The sequence below is a fragment of the Rhodococcus sp. 05-2255-3B1 genome, from assembly GCF_002258545.1.
GTDB lineage: Bacteria > Actinomycetota > Actinomycetes > Mycobacteriales > Mycobacteriaceae > Rhodococcoides.
Map to the genome: position 1 here is coordinate 203,790 of NZ_NOZC01000036.1, position 19,094 is coordinate 222,883.

Genomic DNA, 19,094 nt, shown 5'->3' on the forward strand with positions numbered 1-19,094 from the left:
GGTACACGAATACGGTCGAGATTAGGGCGTTCGGCCCGACCAGGCCCGGCGAACGTCCTCGGCAGTGAGTCCGACGAGACCGTCGCGAATCGTGTATCCGGGTGCCGCCTGCACTGCGATCTCGGAGGGAACCACCAACACCGGACACCCCGCCGTGTGGGCAGAGAGCGATCCGGTGGGCGAATCCTCGACCGCAAGGCACGACGCGGCCTCGAGTCCGAGCAACGCAGCACCGCGCAGGTACGGTGCCGGGTGCGGTTTGCCTGCCTCGACCTCGTCGCCGGTGACGGTGATGTCGAAGTACTCGCGGCCCAGGGTGTCCAGTGCCCGCTCGACCAGACCGCGTTCGGTGTTGGTGACCAGCCCAGTGGACAGGCCCATCTCGCGCACGAGCGCAAGGGCGTCCTTGGCACCTGGTCGCCACGGAATCCCCTCGGCGAACAGGTCTCCGACGCGGGCGGTCAGCCATTCGCGCCCCTCGGCCAGATGATCGTCGGTGACCTCCACCGAGGCGTTGGCCAGCACCTTGCTCAGCGCGTCCCGCATCGAGTTACCGAGGGTGCTCTCGCGTACTTCCGCGCTGAGTTCGGTTCCCAGGGAGCGGGAGTACTCACCGATAGCGACGTCCCAGATCTTCTCCGAGTCGAGCAGTGTGCCGTCCATGTCCCACAGGACACCGTGCAGGTGAGTTGGACTAGACATTGAAGTACTTGGCCTCCGGGTGATGAAGCACGAATGCATCGGTCGACTGTTCGGGGTGCAGCTGCAGTTCCTCGGAGAGCTTCACGCCGATCCGCTCGGGTTCGAGAAGCGCGGCGAGCTTGATGCGGTCCTCGAGATCCGGGCAGGCTCCGTAGCCGAACGAGTAACGCGCACCCCGATATTCGAGTTTGAAGAAGCCTTCGGCCTCGGTGGGATCCTCCGAGGCAACGGAATTGCCGTCGGACAGCTTCAGTTCCTCGCGTACCCGGCGATGCCAGTACTCGGCCAAGGCCTCGGTGAGCTGAACTCCGATTCCGTGGACCTCGAGGTAGTCGCGGTACGAATCGGCAGCGAACAGCTCGTTGGCGAAGTCCGCGATGGGCTGACCCATCGTCACCAGGTTCATCGGCAGAACATCGACCTGGCCCGATTCCCGCGCAGCCGAACGCGATCGAACGAAGTCCGCGATGCACAGGAACCGGTCGCGGTGCTGACGCGGGAACGTGAATCGGAAGCGTTCGGGCGCGTCGGGTTCGGGTTCGGTGAGCACGACGACGTCGTCGCCCTCCGACACCGCCGGGAAGTATCCGTACACCAACGCCGCATGCGCGAGGATGCCGTCGGTGCTCAGGCGATCCAACCAATAACGCAGGCGCGGTTTGCCTTCCGATTCCACCAGATCCTCGTATGTGGCGCCTTCGCCCTTACGTGCACCGCGCAGACCCCACTGCCCCAGGAACAGAGCCCGCTCGTCGAGCAGCCCCGAGTACTCCGACAGCGACACGCCCTTGACGATGCGCGTGCCCCAGAAGGGTGGCACCGGGATGTCGATATCGGCAGCGACATCGGATCGCTCGGGCACGACCACCGGTGCCTCGGCGGCCTTGCGCTTCTCCGCGATTCGCTTGGAGCGCTCGTGACGTTCCTTGCGCTCGGCCGCCTTGGCCTTCGCGGCGAGTGCCTCGGGGCTGTCCGGAGCCGGACCGCCGCCACGCTTGGTTGTCATGATGGTGTCCATCAACCGAAGACCTTCGAACGCGTCTCGCGCATAGTGCACGTCGCCTTCGTAGACGTCCTGCAGATCGTTCTCGACATAGGACCGCGTCAGCGCGGCTCCGCCGAGGAGCACCGGGAATTGCTCGGCGACACCGCGCGAGTTGAGTTCGATCAGGTTGTCCTTCATGACCACCGTCGACTTCACCAGCAGCCCGGACATGCCGATCACGTCGGCGCGCTTGTCGATCGCGGCTTCCAGAATGGTCGAAATCGGTTGCTTGATACCGAGATTGACCACCTCGTAGCCGTTGTTGCTCAAGATGATGTCGACGAGGTTCTTGCCGATGTCGTGCACGTCGCCCTTGACGGTACCGAGCACGATGCGGCCCTTGCCGTCGTCGTCGGTCGCCTCCATGTGCGGCTCGAGGTACGCCACAGCAGCTTTCATCACCTCGGCCGAGGCGAGCACGAACGGCAGCTGCATCTGCCCGGAGCCGAACAGCTCGCCCACGGTCTTCATCCCCGAGAGCAACGTCTCGTTGATGATCTCGAGCGGCGGCTTCTCGGTCATCGCGGTGTCGAGATCGGCGTCGAGGCCGTTGCGTTCACCGTCGACGATGCGCCGTTCGAGTCGCTCGAACAGCGGCAGTCGGCCGAGTTCCTCGGCGCGGGATTCGCGAGCGGAGGCCGCGGAGACGCCCTCGAAGAGCTGCATGAGCTTCTGCAGCGGGTCGTAGCCCTCGCTGCGGCGGTCGTACACCAGATCGAGTGCCGTCTCGCGCTGCTCGTCGGGAATCTTGTTCATCGGCAAGATCTTCGACGCGTGCACGATGGCGGTATCGAGACCGGCCTGCGTGCATTCGTGCAGGAACACCGAGTTGAGCACCTGGCGTGCAGCGGGATTGAGGCCGAACGAGATGTTCGACAGCCCGAGGGTGGTGTGCACCTTCGGGTACTTCTCCTTGAGCTGCCGGATCGCCTCGATGGTCTCGATGCCGTCGCGTCGCACCTCTTCCTGGCCCGTCGAGATCGGGAAGGTGAGGGTGTCGACGATGATGTCCTCGTGGCGCAGGCCCCAGTTCTCGGTGATGTCGGTGATCAACCGGTCCGCGACTCGCACCTTCCACTCGGCCGTACGTGCCTGTCCCTCTTCGTCGATGGTCAGAGCGACGACAGCGGCGCCGTGCTCCTTGACCAGACGCATGATCTTCTGGAACCGCGAGTCGGGCCCGTCGCCGTCCTCGTAGTTGACCGAGTTGACCGCGCTGCGGCCACCGAGGTGCTCCAACCCTGCTTCCAGGACGGCAGGTTCGGTGGAGTCGAGCATGATCGGCAGGGTCGACGCGGTCGCCAGGCGGCTGGCCAACGCGGCCATGTCTGCGGCACCGTCGCGACCGACGTAGTCGACGTTGAGATCGAGCATGTGGGCACCGTCGCGCGTCTGATCCTTGGCGATGTCGAGGCACTTCTCGTAGTCCTCGGCGAGCATCGCGTCGCGAAATGCCTTGGACCCGTTGGAGTTGGTGCGCTCACCGATCATCAGGATGCTCGCATCCTGTTCGAACGGAACGGCGGTGTACAGCGAGGACACGCCCGGCTCGGGTGCAGGCCGACGTTCCAGTTTCGTTGCCCCGTGGACCATGTCGGCAACCTGGCGGATGTGTTCGGGCGTGGTGCCACAGCAACCGCCGACCAGAGCCAACCCGTACTCGTTGACGAAACCGCTCAGAGCCTCGGCCAGTTCGGGGGCGGTCAGGGGGTACTCGGCACCCTTCGCGCCCAGCGTCGGCAGGCCGGCGTTGGGCATGACCGACACCGGAAGTCGTGAATGCTTGGACAGATGCCGCAGATGCTCGCTCATCTCGGCCGGACCGGTCGCACAGTTGAGCCCGATCATGTCGATACCGAGGGGTTCGAGTGCGGTCAGTGCGGCACCGATCTCGCTGCCGACGAGCATCGCGCCCGTCGTCTCGACGGTGACGTGGGTGATGATCGGGATGCGGACGCCGAGGCGGTCCATCGCATGCTGACTGCCGATGATCGCAGCCTTGACCTGCAGTAGATCCTGGCAGGTCTCGACCAGGATGGCATCGGCACCGCCGTCGATCATGCCGAGGGCGGCCTCGGTGTACGCGTCGCGCAGTCGGGCGAAGGGAGCGTGTCCGAGGGTGGGGAGCTTGGTGCCCGGGCCCATCGAGCCCAGCACGTAGCGGCCCATTCCATCGCGGCCGGGGCCCATCTCGTCGGCGGTCTCGCGCGCGAGACGGGTGCCCTTCTCCGCGAGTTCACGGATGCGGTCCTCGATGTCGTAGTCGGCGAGGTTCGGCAGGTTGCACCCGAAGGTGTTGGTCTCGACGGCGTCCGCGCCTGCCGCGAAGTACTCGCGGTGGATCTCCCGCAGGACATCCGGCCGGGTGTCGTTGAGGATTTCGTTGCAGCCTTCGAGACCGATGAAGTCGTCGAGAGTCAGCTCGGCATCCTGGAGCATCGTGCCCATCGCGCCGTCGCCGATGACAACGCGACGTGAAATCGCATCGAGCAGACTGGGCTTGTGTTCAGCGGGCATCACTACAGAGTAGTGGGCACCGAAGTTACGTCGGGTCGTAGGCTGTCGTGGTGAGTCCCCGAAACCTCGATGGCCAGTCCCCGATCGACGACGGTACCGAAAATACGGACATTTCAGGTGCCGGATCGGATGTGCCTCTCGATGCTGCATTGATCGAGGCCGTCCACGACGCTGTGGCCAACGCCACAGATCCCGACGATCTCGATGATCTCGACGACGACATTCCCGAGTTGCGCTCCCCGATCCTGGTGGCTGCATTCGAGGGGTGGAACGACGCAGGCGATGCGGCCAGCGGTGCGATCGAACATCTGGAGCTGATCTGGGACGCCAGCCCGTTGGCCGAGCTGGACTCCGAGGACTACTACGACTACCAGGTCAACCGCCCGACCGTCCGCCAGGTGGACGGCGTCACTCGCGAGATCGAGTGGCCGTCGACGCGGCTGTCGGTGTGTTCGCCTCCCGGCAGCTCACGCGATGTGGTGCTGCTGCGCGGAATCGAGCCGAACATGCGCTGGCGCAGCTTCTGCGACGACCTGCTCGAATTCGTCGAACAGCTCGGCGTCGAGACCGTGGTGATCCTGGGAGCCCTGCTGGCCGACACCCCACACACCAGGCCCGTTCCGGTGACCGGCACCGCCTACAGCACCGAGTCGGCCGAACAGTTCAACCTCGAACAGACCCGCTACGAGGGACCGACCGGAATCACCGGCGTACTGCAGGACGAGTGCGTCAAGGCCGGGGTGCCCGCGGTCTCCTTCTGGGCTGCTGTTCCCCACTACGTCTCTCAGCCGCCCAACCCCAAGGCGACCGTGGCGCTGCTGCAGCGGGTCGAGGACGTGCTCGACATCGAGGTACCTCTCGGCGAACTGCCGACCCAGGCCGAGGAATGGGAAGAGGCGGTGACCGAGATGACGAAGGAAGACGAGGAGATCAGCGAATACGTCCGCAGCCTCGAGGAGCGCGGCGACGCCGAGGTGGACATGTCCGATGCGATCGCCAAGATCGACGGCGACGCCATCGCGGCCGAGTTCGAGAAATACCTGAGGCGACGCGGTCCGGGCAACTTCGGACTCTGACCGACCGCACACGAGGGACCGGGAGCCGGTGAGGTCTTTCTGATCCCGACGTAACGTCACCGCAGCGGTGACGTCACCCCGACCCCGCAACCTCGTGGGTATGGCCAGCACACCGCGATTCCTGCACGGCATCTTCTCCTTCACCGGGAACGGTCTGGACAAGCCCGAGCTGATCGATCCCAGCCTGAGCTTCGTCGTCCCCGAGGGTGCGACTGCTCAGCCCCTGTACTTTCGCGGCGGAAACTCGAGCGACGAGCTGGTGGTCGTGACCCTGCTGCGCGACGGCAGCCCGATGCGCATGTTCCCGATGGGTGCCAAGAGCGGAGTGAACATTCCGCTGCGCGTGGTCGAGGACGTGGATCCGGACACGGTGCTCGAACTGGTGATTGCCGCCCCTGCCGGAACCAGCGGAGAGGTCGTCGTCGATTTCGGTCTGGTGCTGATCTGATGACCGCAGGCAAGCAGCGACTGTTGGTGGTCGGTAACGGGATGGCCGGCGCCAGGGCCGTCGAAGAAATCATCAAACGCGACGGCAGTTCGCTGTTCGAGATCACCATGATCGGCGACGAGCCGTACGGCAACTACAACCGAATCATGCTCTCGCACGTGCTGTCCGGCGAGGCCACCGTCGACGACGAGGATCTGATCCTCAACCCGATGAGCTGGTACAGCGAGAACGGCGTCACGTTGCACGCCGGGGACCGCGCGGTCACGCTCGACCGGTTCTCCAAGACCGTCGTCTGCGAGAGCGGGCGGTCCGTCGACTACGACGTGCTGATCATCGCCACCGGCAGCAACACGTTCTTCCCGAACATGGACGGCCTGCGCGAGTCCGACGGCAGGCTGGCGCGCGGCGTGTTCGGCTTCCGCACCATCGCCGACACCAACGGCATGCTGCAGATGGCGCAGTCGCGTGACGACGTCTCGGCGGTCGTCATCGGCGGCGGACTCCTCGGACTCGAAGCCGCTTACGGCTTGCGCACGCAGGGTCTGGAGGTGAACGTGGTGCACTCCCCCGGTCACCTGATGAACCAACAGCTCGACGAGCGTGGCGGACGGGTGCTGCGCAACAAGATCGAGTCCCTCGGCGTGGGCGTGCACACCTCCAAGCGGACCACGTCGGTGTTGCGATCCGAGGACGGCGTCGTCACGGGCGTCGGGTTCAACGACGGCACCTCACTCGACGCGGACATGGTCGTGGTCACCGCGGGCATTCGTCCCAGTGTCGATTTCGCTCGCGCCGGAGGTCTGGTGATCGAACGAGGAATCGTCGTCGACGACCAATTGCGTTGCGAAGACGAGGGTTCCATCTATGCCGTGGGTGAATGCTGTCAGCATCGCGGCGAGGTCTACGGTCTCGTCGCGCCGCTGTGGGAGCAGGCCGTCGTGTTGGCCGACGTGCTCACCGGAGCCGATCCCACTGCGGCGTATCACGGTTCGCGGCTGACCACCAAGCTCAAGGTGGCCGGCGTGGACGTCGCCTCGATGGGGATCACCGCGCCCGAACGCGACGACGACGAGTTCGTCCAGTTCTACGAGCCGCGCAGTGGCACCTACAAATCGGTGATCGTCCGGAACAACAAGCTGGTCGGTGCCACCCTGCTCGGCGACATCTCCAAGGCCAACTTCCTGACGCAGGCGTTCGACGAGAAAGTGCCGTTGCCCGACGAGCGCATCAGCATGCTCTTCGACATGGGAACTCCCTCCGCGGCAACGGGAGCCGCCGAACTGGCCGACGACGTGCAGGTGTGCAACTGCAACGGTGTCACCAAGGGTGCCATCGTGGCCTGCGTGCACGCGGGCGCGAAGAACCTGAGCGACGTGACCGCGAAGACCCGTGCGGGCAAAGGGTGCGGATCCTGCAAGGGTCTGGTCCAGGACATCATCGCGTGCGCTGCGGGCGGTGCGGTCGAGGCCGATCCCACCGCCGACTGGTACGTGCCCTGCATCCCCATGACGAAGCCCGAGCTGATCGACGCCGTTCGGGCGCAGGATCTTCGGGCGGTATCCGCGGTGTTCGCGGCGCTGGCGACCGAGGGAACGGAGGACGCCGCCGCCAAGATGCCGTTGGCATCGTTGCTGCGGACGGTGTGGGGCCCGGACTGGGTCGACGAGCGCGGCGCACTGTTCATCAACGACCGCGTCCACGCCAACATCCAGCGCGACGGCACGTTCTCGGTGGTGCCGCAGATGAAGGGTGGCGTCACCACCCCGGATCAGTTGCGCAGGATCGCCGACGTCGCGGACAAGTACCACGTTCCGCTGGTCAAAGTCACCGGCGGACAGCGGATCGACCTTCTCGGCATCAAGAAGGAGGATCTACCGAAGGTGTGGGGCGATCTGGACATGCCCTCCGGCTTCGCCTACGGCAAGAGCATGCGCACGGTGAAAACCTGCGTCGGCAGCGACTTCTGTCGCTTCGGCCTCGGCGACTCGACAGCCCTGGGCATCGCCCTCGAAGAGCGGTTCCAGGGCCTGGAGACCCCCGCGAAGTTGAAGCTTGCGGTCGCGGGCTGCCCGCGCAACTGCTCGGAGGCACTGTGCAAGGACTTCGGCGTCGTCTCGGTCGGCGAGGACAAATGGGAGATCTACGTCGGTGGCGCGGCAGGCGCACACATCCGCAAGGGTGATCTACTGGCCACCGTGACAGGGGCCGAGGAGGTTCTCACCGTGGCAGGCAGGTTCATCCAGCACTACCGCGAGAACGCTCAGTGGCTCGAGCGAACGTACGCATGGGTTCCCCGTGTCGGCCTGGAAGAACTGCAGGCCGTGCTGATCGACGACCGGGACGGCATCGTCGCCGGACTCGACGAGCGGGTGCAGGCATCGGTGGACGGGTACGTCGACCCCTGGCAGGACCGCGCGGCACCGAAGTCACCGGCCCAGTTCACCCCGTCGCTGCCCCTGCTTCCGCTCCCACAGGTACCGGTCCGATGAGTGTGCCGGTCGGGGCCGTGGAGGACATGACACCCGGCGAGGGACGCGCCTACGTGGTGGACGGCAAGCAGGTTGCCGTGTTCCTGCTCAGCGACGGCTCGGTGCGGGCGATGGATGCCGTGTGCCCGCACAAGGGTGGGCCACTGGCAGACGGTCAGATCGACGGATCCATCGTCGTGTGCCCACTGCATCAGTACACGTTCTCGCTCGACGACGGCACCTGCCCCAGCGGCATCCGCTCCGTGCGCACCTACCCCGCCGCAGTGGTGGACGGAAAAGTGACCGTCGAACTCTGACCGGCACGGTTGAACGACTGGCACTCCTACCCCCTACCCTGTTCCAGTGAGCGAATCAGGCGAGGACGCGCGGCAGGGAGTCGTGAACGCGTTCGTGGAGGAAGACCGTCTCGGTCTGTTCTCCTTCGCCGTTGCCGAGAAGCGATCCGAGTACCTGGCCGTTCTCCGGGCATTCGACACCGCACGAGCCAACTACGTCGTCCTGCTGCACTCAGGAGACGTGGCCGACCTCATCGCACGCAGCCCGGGTCGGCACGACGCACTGACCACCCTCGACATCGCACCCCTGCTCGATCAGCTCCACGCCTGGGGTCTGCTCGAACGCAGCTACGACGGCACCCGCGCCGCGACACTCGCCGAGTACCGCAACCGTCACTTCGTCTACCAGTTCGGCCAAGCCGGCTACAAGGCCTACCGCGCGGTCGAGGACGTGCTCGGAGCCCGCTTGGACGACGCCGCGCTGTCGCGGCTGGTGCTGCCCGAGCTGCTGGCCGACATGCACGAGCTGGCCGAGGCGAACCGTCAGGCCGACGGCGATCGCATCTACCGCAAGCTCAGCCGACTCGATTCGACGCTGTCGGAGATGGCGACCCGCGCCGCCCACTTCTATCTGGTGCTCGGTGACCTCGTGCGCACCACCGAGATCACGCCGGAGTCGTTTCTGGTCCACAAGGACGCCCTGCTGACGCACATGCGTGAATTCAGCTCCGATCTGACCCGCTACGCACCGAAGCTCGCCGAGGCGATCGCACTTGTCGAGAGCACCGGGATCGAGGAACTGGTCGAGCGAGCCGCGATCAGCGACGAACGAGTCTTCCTCACCGTCACCGAACGCCGCGCCGACTGGACCGATCGCTGGGCGGGCCTGTCGCACTGGTTCGTCTCGGCCGAGTCCGAACTCAGCGAGTCCGAGCGACTCCGCGAGGGCACGATGAGCGCGATTGCCGCCGTGCTGTCGCTGCTGCGCCGCGTCACCGAAACCCGCAGGGGTGGTGTGAGCAGGGAAAGCCAACTGCGGCATCTGGCCGGCTGGTTCGCTGCCACGCCTACCGAGGACAGCGCGCACGCCCTGTTCCATGCCGTGTTCGGTCTCGGCAGACCCAGACACCTGTCGATGGTGCATCCCGACGCCGACATCATCTCCACGTCCCGATCGTGGTGGGAGGCACCGCCGGTCGAGATTTCGCGCACCCTGGCCGAGACCGGACGCACCCCCACCCCCGGCGTTCCGGGTCGGGTACAGCGCAACGACGGCGGCATCAGACGGCTCAGGGAACAGCAGCTCGAATCGCAGCGATCACGAAGTGCCGCAGCGCAGTCGCTTGCGTCGACCGGAATCCACGACCGAATTCTGAACGAGCAGGAAACCGAGGTGCTGTTGAGCCTGCTCAACGCTGCGTTGACCGCGCGGGTGCGCGTGAGCGGTCGCACCTCCGACTCGTCCGGATCGGACAGCGGCGTGCGCTTGACGCTCAGCGACAGCGACCGTTCGACGATCGTGCGGACCAGCAGAGGCCGATTGCATCTGGACCGCCTCGCGCTCGAGGTCAGCGAGGTGGCACGCCGATGAGAGCTCGTGAGATCTCCACCCTCGCACTGGATTCCTACCAGCGGGCCGCCCGAGTCGCGCTGTCGAACCACCTGGTGACCACGACGTATCCCGATAGGATTGCGCTGCCTCTGCTGCGTCGATGGGCGACCGAACTGCGCGAGGACCTGCTCGAACTGTTCGGATATCGCCTCGAGGTCACCGAGACCACGGCACGTCTGTACCCGGTGATCGATCGGCTCGACGACAGCCAGCCCGCGCGAACGTCCACCGACCGAATCTTCGATCGCCGCAGATACGCGTATCTGGCATTGGCACTGGCGGCCCTCGGCCGGGCGGGCAACCAGATCACCCTCTCCGAGCTGGCCGATCATGTTGCGGCGGAAGCAAGTCAAGTAGACGGAGTAGAGCTGACGACCGACCGAGCAAGCGACCGAGACGCGTTCGTCGACGCGATCGGGTGGCTCGCTACACGCGGAGCCATCGCGTTGGCCGACGGTGATGCGACCGGCTGGGCGAACAACCCGTCCGCAGGCGAGGCCCTCTACGACATCGACCGTCCCGTCGTCGTCGCCATGTTCCGGCCGCCGCGCGCCGTGCAGCACCTCCGATCGATTCGCGGTCTGCTGGCCGGCTCGGACTCCCCGATCGATCCCGAGGACTCGGACCCGGGACAGGCCGACTCCGGGCGTGAGGCAGATCCGAAGGAAACGCTGCGCGCGGTCCGCCGAGCGTTGGTCGAGCAACCGGTCGTCTATCACGACGATCTCGACCGGAACGGCCGAACCGCCCTGGCCGCCTCGCGCACCGTTGCGGACGTCGAGTTGCTGACCGGCCTCGTTGCCGAGCGTCGCGCCGAGGGAGTCGCCCTCATCGACACCTCGGGACGACTGTCGGACCACCGGTTCCCCAGCACCGGAACCATTGCCCAGGTCGCACTGCTGATTGCGGGCGAGATCTCGGACCGAGTGATCGATCCCGATGCACCTGCGCTGGCAACCCATCCCCTTCCCGACGGCGACGCCCTGATCGAGCGGCTGGACGGCGCCATACCCGACGGCGGGATCTTCGGCGATCTCGCCGAATTCGGGTTCGGTTCCGATGCAACGGCATTGGAAGATGCGGACGAGAAGAAGCTGTATCCGTTGATCGAGGACAGTTGGCTGACAACGGTCGTCGACGATCTCGTCGAACGCTTCGGCCGCACCTTCGCAGCTCAGTGGCAGACCGATCGGGATGGACTGCGAGTGCGGGCGATCGCGCTGCTGCACCGACTTCGACTGATACGCAGCGTTTCCGGCGGCGTACTGGTACTGCCGGTGATCGCGCGCTACCGCGACGTGATGGTCAGCGTGCGTGATCGAACTCCACAGGACTCACTGTTCGGCACCGAACGAACCACCAGCACCGCAAAAGCACCCAGAACCGCACAGTCCATCAGTAACGAATCGTCCGAAGTAGAGGCCTGAGTAGATGACCGCACACTCGACACGCTTTCGGCCGACACGAGCAGGGATCGTCAACCTGTGGGACTACCGCGATCAGGAGTTCTCGTTCGCCGACGGTCGACTGGTACTGCGCGGCCCCAACGGATCCGGCAAGACCAAGGCACTCGAAGTGCTGTTTCCCTTCGTCCTGGACGGCCGCATCGAACCACGCCGGCTCAATCCCTTTGCGGGAGAAGAGCGGACGATGAAGTCCAACCTGCTCTACCGGGGGCAGGAAAGCGCGCATTCTTACGTGTGGATGGAGTTCGGCCGCGGATCTCGTCAGGATCCCGAATCGGTGACGGTCGGACTCGGAATGCGGGCGAGCCGCCACAACGACAAGGTGACCCGCTGGTACTTCGTGGCCGACGGCCGAGTGGGCGTGGACTTCTCGTTGTTGGGTTCCGACGACCGACCGTTGACGAAGAAGCAGCTCGGTGAGCAGCTGGGCACCGACGCCTTGACCGATCGCCCGGTGGACTATCGCGCCGCGATCGATGCCCGTATGTTCGGGTTGGGCGCGCAGCGATACGACCAGCTGATCAATCTCATTCTGACGCTTCGCCGCCCGCAATTGGCGAAGAACCTCGATCCCAAGGGACTCTCGCAGGCGTTGACCGACGGACTGCGTCCGTTGGACGAGCAGCTGGTACTCGAGGCTGCTCGCTCCTTCAGCGACATGGAGGAGGTAGGCCGGGCGCTCGAAGGATTGGCGCAGGCCGATCACGCCGCCAGGAACTTCGTTTCGGTGTACTCCAAATACCTTCGGGTGCAGACTCGATCGGATGTCGAGCAGGTCTCTCGCCGGCTGGAGGCGGTGACTCACGCGACCACCGCACACTTCGCCGCTGCCGCCCTGAAGGACCGGCGCCTGCTGGAACGGGCGGCTGCGGAAACCCGATTCGACGAGGCCGAACGCGCACTGGATCAGGCCGTTGCGGACCGCGAGACTCTGCAGCGCTCGAGCGCATACGAGGGCAAGCAGCAACTGGACGACCTGGCCGAATCCGCCGCGAAGCTGGAGATCTCGACCGCCCAGCAGGCCGACCGCGCCCGCAAGGCGCACGCCGAACTGGAACAGCGCACCACCGAGGCGGCGCGTGCCGATGCCGCACTCCGGGACTCCGTCGCCGCGGTTACCCGTGCCGAAGAGGAACTGCAGACCGCCGCCGAGGACGCGGGCATCGCCTGGACACCACTGCCCGGAACAGCCCGCAGCGATCAGATCGGCACTGCTCTGCGCGGCCATGCCGAGGAACGCGACGGCGACGTGCGGGCGGTTCGCGAGGCGCTGGGAACCGTCGAGAAGGCGTCGACCGAGCGCGCCCGTGCGGAGAAGGCCGCATCGAAGGCTCGCGAGATGCTCGAGGCGGCGTCGGCTGCGGTCACCGAGGCCGAGGCGACCGTCGACCTGGAGAAGGCGCAGTTCGCGTCGGGTCTGCGGGCCTGGTGGTCGAACAATTCGGCGCTGTACTCCTCGGCGGGTATCACCTCCGCAGCGTTCGAGGCCCTCGATGCCGCGTTGGCGGGCATCGGCGACGACGATGCCCCGAGCCTGGAATCGGTGCTGGCCGACCAGACCGCAGACGCGGTCGACGCACTTCGTGCCCGCCAGGCCCAGGCGCACGTGGACGTTTCGACCCGCACGGCCGAGCTGAACTCGCTGCGTGACGAACTGTCTCTGGTGCGGGCCGAACACGACGACGCGCCGCCGCCGTTCGCGGCACGAACCGACTCTCGCGCCGAACTCTCCGGTGCGCCTCTGTGGCAGCTGGTTCGGTTTGCCGACTCGGTCTCCCCCGCCGATGCGGCAGGGATCGAATCCGCACTGCAGGCTGCGAATCTGCTCGACGGCTGGATCCACCCGGTCGCGGACTTCCCCGTCGACTCGAGCTCGGAGCAGTATCTGTCGCCGCTGCCGGAGGCCTCGAGGCCGACCGGGACCACGCTGGCGTCCGTCCTCGAATCCGAGCCCGGCACCGCCGTATCCGAATCGCGGATCCTGGACGTCCTGAATTCGGTTGCACTGCAGCAGGATCAAGGTGCCGACTCGGGTGGTGTCGTCTCGATGAGCGTCGACGGTCGGTACCGGCAGGGGGTGCAGCAGGGCCAACACATCAAGACCGATGCCGAGTACATCGGCGCGACGGCCCGTGCACGGCGCCGAGAGCAACGGATCACCGAACTCGGTGCCGCGATCGATGCCGCGACAGCCGCACTGGAGGCCGCGGCGGCCGACGAGCGAACTGCCCGCGAATCGGTACAGGCACTGGCCGCGGCGGCCAAGCAACTGCCTCGTGTCTCGGCCATCGTGAAAGCGCAACGCGCCGTCACCGCCGCCGCAGGGGCGCTGCGCACGTCGACGCAGAGTTCGGCTGCAGCGGACCGAGAGTTCGACCAGGCGATCGCAGACCTGTCCGCGAAGGAGAAGCAGCTGCGTACCGTCGCCGTGGCTCACCGCACCCCACACATCGGTCGAGACATCGATGCCCTCGCCGCGGCGATCAGGCATTTCGAGCACCAGGGCTCGGTGGTGATCCGCAAGCGCGGCGATCACACGCGCGAAGCAGAACGCGCCCGCGAAGCAACCAACCGACTGGAAGAAGCGAGTGGCCTGGCCGAGGAGCTCGCCGAGGAAGCCGCGATCGCCGACGAGAACTACCGACAGCAGGTGCAACGCCTCGAGCTCCTCAGCGAGAAGCTCGGTGCCACCGCCGAACAGATCGACACCGATCTCGAGAACGCACGCGAACGCATCGAGAAGTGCCGCGCCGAGCAGCGGGCCGCACGCAAAGCGGACAAGGAAGCAGGTGAAGCGATCGGCAAGGCCGAGGGGGCCTGCAACACAGCACTGGAAAGCCTGCGCGGTGCCGTCACCGAAACCCTGGGTGACGCCGTGCGGCTCGCGCCCTACGCTCGCAAGGACCTTCTCGGCATTCTCGGCGTCCACGAGGCGTACACCTGGCCGGCGAGCGACTCGGCGTGGTTGAGCGTGGAGCAGATTCTGTATCGGGTGCAGCAGGCCGAGGGTCCCGACGACGAGGTTCCGGTACTTCCGCCCGTCGTGCGCGCTCTGCATTCGGCGCTCGATGCGGCGACGGCGTCGGTGAAGGTCACTGACTCGAGCCGAAAGTCGACCCGGACAGCCCTGACGAGTGCGCTGCAGGAGTTCGACTCGCAACTCGCTGCGTCGGGTCAGGACTATCGACTGCAGTGGGATGCGCCGGACGGTTTGACCGTCGTCCGTGTTCAGGACGAGCAGGGCTACTCGTCGGTCGGAGATTTCGCCGACCGAATAGGTGCGGCGAGAGCCGATCAGGAGTTGTTGCTGACCGAGCAGGAGCGCCGAATTCTCGAAGACGCGTTGCTGACCGGCCTGGCGCAGCAGATTCACGAGCGCACCGTCGACGCACGCGAGCTGATCGCGCAGATGTCCGCCGAGATGAAGCAGCGCCGCATGTCCTCGGGCAACACGATCGGTGTGCACTGGGTGCTCGCGGACAACCTCGACGACGGTGCCAGGGCGGTGTCCAAACTGCTCGACCGCGACGCCTCGGCGTTGAACCAGGACGATCTGGCCGCGATGCGCGCGCACTTCGCGTCGGAGATCAGGATCGCTCGCGCGGCGCATCCGGAACGGTCCTACCCCGAGATCCTCTCCACGACACTGGACTATCGCCGCTGGCGCGTGTTCGCCTTCACCCTCATCAGCGGCGACGGCAACGAGGATCGTCTCACCGTCGCACGCCACAGTGCGCTCTCGGGCGGTGAGCAGTCGGTGTCGCTGCATCTGCCCCTGTTCGCCGCTGCGCACGTGATGCTCTCGTCCGCCGATCCACATTCACCTCGGCTCTTGGCGCTGGACGAGGCATTCGCCGGAGTCGACGACAACGGCCGCAGCGAATTGCTCGGCCTGAGTGTGCAATTCGATCTCGATCTGTTCATGACCGGATACGACCTGTGGATCACCTACGGTGACGTGCCCGGTTGCGCGCACTACGATCTGGCGCATTCGGCAGCCGAGAACACCGTCAGCGCAGCTCTTCTGGTGTGGGAGAACGGCGAACTGTTCGCCGAGCACGACGGCACCGACCTCGCGGCCGCACTCGGGTCACCGCTGACACGCCGTGTGCCGACCCGAACCGAAGGTGGGCTGGAGTTTGACCGGTAACAGCGAATGGCGAGGCAGCGCCGAACTGGCTGCACTGCTCGATGCGGCACGAAAGAAGTTGGAGTCCAACTGGCTTCGCGTCGGTGGCAACATCACCGTCGACCTGAGCGAGGCCCCGGAACTGTGGCGTCTGTGCAGCGCGATCTCTCGGTCCAATTCCAGTCTGCATTCCCGTGCGCGCAGCGCCAGACTCGACCTCGAGCGGTTCGACGCGTGGCTGAGCCATCCGCTCAACGGTGGCCTCGGACTGATCGACACCCTCTCTCAGCAGGCTCCGTTGCAGGACAAGAAGCAGATCGCAGCCGACAAGGCTCGGGTACGTGCCGAGGCACTCGATCGGGCCAGGGAGGTGCTCAGTGGCGGGACCGATCGGGAGTGGGTCGACTACTGGATCGCCTCCTTGCTCAATCAGGACGGCACTCTCGGGGGCCGCGTCGCCGTCGATGCGCTCGCGGTGGCGACACAGGTCCTGGCGCTGCTCCCGGTCGACGGGATGTCGCTGACCGAACTCGCGGAACTGGCCTGCGGTGATACGAAGGCGCTCTCGGGCGGCGGTGCCCCGAAGCTCGTCCTCGACGCTCTGTCGTTGCGCGAGAACGTGCCTCGGCCCGTCGATCCGGTGGGCATCAGGGCATTGTGGGAGACCGCGGGCGTGTCGGTCGACTCGGTGTCCAGCCGGGTGCTGGTGCTCGGCTACCGCGTCGACGAGGCCCACACGGTGGCTCGTTGGCTGAACGACGCAGCGGACGAGGGCATCCCCTTCCCCGTCACCGTGGACATGCTCTCGCGCGGCCCGCTCACCAACAGCTCGTCCACAGTGTTCGTCTGCGAGAACGTCGCCGTGCTCGCCGCCGCAGCCCGCACCCTCGGCTCGAACTGCGCGAGCCTGATCTGCACCGACGGTCAACCCTCCGCAGCGGTGCACCGGCTGCTGGCCTCCCGAGCGCCCGGCACCACGATTCGGTGGCGAGCCGACTTCGACTGGGCCGGAGTGCAGATGGTGACCCGAGCCATCTCCCGATACGACGCGGTGCCGTGGCGGATGGACGTCGATTCCTACCGACGCGCACTCGATGCACGCAATTCCGAACCGCTGAAGGGCCATCGAACGGACAGTCCGTGGGATCCGGAACTCGCTACCGCCCTCCGCGACTCGGGCCGAGCAGTCACGGAGGATCGACTGATCCCGGATCTGCTGACGGATCTGCGGCTGGGATCTGCGACCTAGTTCGGGACGAGATCAGCGCAGCGCAACCCCGAGCAGAGCATCGACCGCATCGGCGAAGGCACCGGGCGCGCCCGCATCCGATCCGCCGCGTTCGACTGCGAAACTCGCCCACGCGTCGAGCGCATCGAGAGCCTTGGGGGTGTCCAGATCGTCGGCCAGGTGCTGCCGCAACCGGTTGATCACGTCGTCGGCCGATGCAGCGCTGTCGAGCGCCGCGGCCCGACGCCACAGTGCGAGCCGAGTGTGAGCGCGTTCGAGAACCTCATCGGACCACGGTCGATCCTGGCGGTAGTGCCCGGCGAGCAGACCGAGTCGAACAGCTGCGGGGTCGACGTTCTCGGCGCGGAGCTTGGAGACGAACACCAGATTGCCGCGGCTCTTGGACATCTTCTCGCCGTCGAGCCCGATCATCCCGGTGTGCACGTAGTGCCGGGCGAAGCGCGGATCACCGGTCGCCGCCTCGGCGTGCGCGGCCGAGAACTCGTGGTGCGGAAAGATCAGATCGCTTCCGCCGCCCTGAATGTCGAAGCCGGTACCGATGCGGTTGAGCGCGATGGCTGCGCATTCGATGTGCCACCCGGGCCGCCCCGGACCCCACGGCGACGGCCACGACGGCTCACCCGGCCGTACTGCGCGCCAGAGCAGCGCATCGAGTGGATCCCGCTTACCGATCCGATCGGGGTCGCCCCCGCGTTCTGCGAAGAACGTGTCCATCGTGGCTCGGTCGTAACCGGACTCGTAGCCGAACTGCTCGGTGGCATCGGCACGGAAGTACACATCCGGGTATTCGGCGTCGTCGACGACATACGCCGCACCGGACGCGACCAGCTTCTCCACCAGTTCGACGACCTCGTCGACGGACTCGACGGCACCGATGTAGTCGCGCGGAGGGAGCACCCGGAGCGCTTCCATGTCGGCGCGGAAGAGTTCGATCTCACGAGCTCCCAGATCGCGCCAGTCCTCGCCGTCGCGGTCGGCGCGCTCGAACAGTGGATCGTCGACATCGGTGACGTTCTGCACGTAGTGCACGTCCGTGCCCGCATCCCGCCACAGCCGGTTGATCAGGTCGAACGTCAGGTACGTCGCCGCGTGCCCGAGGTGGGTGGCGTCGTACGGGGTTATTCCACAGACGTACATCCGAGCCGTCGAACCGGGGGTGACGGGACGGACCTGGCGGTCGGCGGTGTCGAACAATCGAAGAGCTGGACCCTGTCCGGGAATTGTCGGGATCTCCGGGCTCGACCAAGAATGCATGCGGTCGAGCCTATCCGAGCCCGATCAGAAGGCGGGCCAGGGTATGGGTCTGCTCGAGCGAGGTTCCGGCATGATCGGGCGGGCGATCAACTCCTGCGCCCGGTCGAGAACCGCGACCGTTTCGGTCAGGGTGATCTTGTCGACCAATCGAGGAGCGGTGACCGTGTCGAACGTCTCGACGAACCGCACCACGTCGGTCATCAACGCATCGTCCACCGCCTGGCCCGCCCAGCCCCACAGCACCGTGCGCAACTTGTTCTCGGCGTGCAGGCAGATGCCGTGATCGACCCCGTACACGTAGCCGTCGAGACCTTCGAGCGCGTGCCCGCCCTTGCGATCGGCGTTGTTGAGGATCACGTCGAGCACCGCCATTCGCTGCAGCCGTGGATCGTCGGCGTGGATGAGCGCGATCTCCTCGCCCTCGCCGTCGTACGCCTGCAGTACCGGAATCCAGCCCGCAGGTACGAGATCGGGACGGCAGATATCGACCAGGTCGACGCGTCCCTCGGCGTGATCGTCGGGCGTGTCGATCCACTTCTGCACCATGCCGGGACCGAACGGGCCGTCGCGCAGCACCGTCGGCGGGATGACGCCCCAACCGAGGGCCTCGGAGATTTCGTACGACGCCACTTCCCGGCCCGCAAGAGTGCCGTCCGGAAAATCCCACAGCGGGACTTCCCCGCGAACCGGTTTGTACACGCACCGGACGGCCTTCTCGCCCTCGCCCGCCTCGCACACCAGCGTGGCGTTGCTGGCCGACACCACCCGACCGACGACGGTCAGGTCGCCGGTCTCCATGGTTTCGCGGCCTTCGAACGGCGGCAGTTCGACG

12 protein-coding genes are annotated in these 19,094 nt (G+C 66.1%); 8 read left to right on the forward strand and 4 right to left on the reverse strand.

All coding sequences use genetic code 11. The annotated features are described in order from the left end of the window. Positions 1–21: 21 nt before the first annotated feature. Both CH249_RS21770 and metH read right to left on the reverse strand, forming a co-directional pair. Entirely contained in the window at positions 22–702 is a 681-nt protein-coding gene (locus CH249_RS21770; protein ID WP_032398068.1) for an HAD family phosphatase, read from the reverse strand. After that, entirely contained in the window at positions 695–4,264 is a 3,570-nt protein-coding gene (gene metH / locus CH249_RS21775; protein ID WP_032398067.1) for a methionine synthase, read from the reverse strand. Before metH ends, CH249_RS21770 begins: the two co-directional genes overlap by 8 nt. A 173-nt stretch (positions 4,265–4,437) precedes the next feature. Between metH and CH249_RS21780 the strand changes: the two genes are divergently transcribed. From CH249_RS21780 to CH249_RS21815, 8 genes are all read left to right on the forward strand, one after another. Beyond that, a complete protein-coding gene (locus CH249_RS21780; RefSeq protein ID WP_032398465.1) occupies positions 4,438–5,340 on the forward strand; it encodes a PAC2 family protein in 903 nt (300 codons plus the stop codon). 100 nt (positions 5,341–5,440) lie between these two features. Next, positions 5,441–5,788 carry a molybdopterin oxidoreductase gene (locus CH249_RS21785; protein WP_094629987.1) on the forward strand — a complete coding sequence of 116 codons (348 nt, stop codon included), beginning with the start codon at positions 5,441–5,443 and terminating at the stop codon, positions 5,786–5,788. Further along, the gene (gene nirB, locus CH249_RS21790) at positions 5,788–8,277 is read left to right on the forward strand and encodes a nitrite reductase large subunit NirB (RefSeq protein WP_094647915.1); all 2,490 of its coding nucleotides are present in this window, start codon (positions 5,788–5,790) and stop codon (positions 8,275–8,277) included. The genes CH249_RS21785 and nirB overlap by 1 nt, the downstream gene beginning before the upstream one ends. Next, complete coding sequence (locus CH249_RS21795) at positions 8,274–8,573, forward strand: Rieske 2Fe-2S domain-containing protein (RefSeq protein ID WP_094647916.1); 300 nt, start codon at positions 8,274–8,276, stop codon at positions 8,571–8,573. Before nirB ends, CH249_RS21795 begins: the two co-directional genes overlap by 4 nt. Before the next feature lie 82 nt (positions 8,574–8,655). Next, positions 8,656–10,143 carry a TIGR02677 family protein gene (locus CH249_RS21800; RefSeq protein ID WP_373453531.1) on the forward strand — a complete coding sequence of 496 codons (1,488 nt, stop codon included), beginning with the start codon at positions 8,656–8,658 and terminating at the stop codon, positions 10,141–10,143. Then, complete coding sequence (locus CH249_RS21805; protein WP_256988410.1) at positions 10,140–11,591, forward strand: TIGR02678 family protein; 1,452 nt, start codon at positions 10,140–10,142, stop codon at positions 11,589–11,591. Before CH249_RS21800 ends, CH249_RS21805 begins: the two co-directional genes overlap by 4 nt. Before the next feature lie 4 nt (positions 11,592–11,595). Then, the gene (locus CH249_RS21810) at positions 11,596–15,780 is read left to right on the forward strand and encodes a TIGR02680 family protein (protein WP_094682779.1); all 4,185 of its coding nucleotides are present in this window, start codon (positions 11,596–11,598) and stop codon (positions 15,778–15,780) included. Beyond that, positions 15,770–17,008, forward strand: a complete 1,239-nt coding sequence (locus tag CH249_RS21815) for a DUF2399 domain-containing protein (protein ID WP_256988411.1) — start codon at positions 15,770–15,772, stop codon at positions 17,006–17,008. The genes CH249_RS21810 and CH249_RS21815 overlap by 11 nt, the downstream gene beginning before the upstream one ends. Positions 17,009–17,020: 12 nt before the next feature. Here the strand turns inward: CH249_RS21815 and mshC are convergent, their stop codons facing one another. Further along, positions 17,021–18,262, reverse strand: coding sequence for a cysteine--1-D-myo-inosityl 2-amino-2-deoxy-alpha-D-glucopyranoside ligase (mshC, locus tag CH249_RS21820; RefSeq protein WP_094682780.1), 1,242 nt, complete (start codon positions 18,260–18,262; stop codon positions 17,021–17,023). Between the two features lie 24 nt (positions 18,263–18,286). Further along, positions 18,287–19,060: an SCO1664 family protein gene (locus CH249_RS21825; protein WP_179272770.1), complete on the reverse strand. Its 774-nt coding sequence runs from the start codon at positions 19,058–19,060 to the stop codon at positions 18,287–18,289. Positions 19,061–19,094 lie beyond the last annotated feature (34 nt).

Coding starts and splice junctions, on each gene's coding strand:
- CH249_RS21770 (WP_032398068.1), bottom strand. CDS start 702: ATGTCTAGTCCAACTCACCTGCACGGTGTCCTGTGGGACATGGACGGC.
- metH (WP_032398067.1), bottom strand. CDS start 4,264: ATGCCCGCTGAACACAAGCCCAGTCTGCTCGATGCGATTTCACGTCGC.
- CH249_RS21785 (WP_094629987.1), top strand. CDS start 5,441: ATGGCCAGCACACCGCGATTCCTGCACGGCATCTTCTCCTTCACCGGG.
- nirB (WP_094647915.1), top strand. CDS start 5,788: ATGACCGCAGGCAAGCAGCGACTGTTGGTGGTCGGTAACGGGATGGCC.
- CH249_RS21795 (WP_094647916.1), top strand. CDS start 8,274: ATGAGTGTGCCGGTCGGGGCCGTGGAGGACATGACACCCGGCGAGGGA.
- CH249_RS21805 (WP_256988410.1), top strand. CDS start 10,140: ATGAGAGCTCGTGAGATCTCCACCCTCGCACTGGATTCCTACCAGCGG.
- CH249_RS21810 (WP_094682779.1), top strand. CDS start 11,596: ATGACCGCACACTCGACACGCTTTCGGCCGACACGAGCAGGGATCGTC.
- mshC (WP_094682780.1), bottom strand. CDS start 18,262: ATGCATTCTTGGTCGAGCCCGGAGATCCCGACAATTCCCGGACAGGGT.
- CH249_RS21825 (WP_179272770.1), bottom strand. CDS start 19,060: ATGGAGACCGGCGACCTGACCGTCGTCGGTCGGGTGGTGTCGGCCAGC.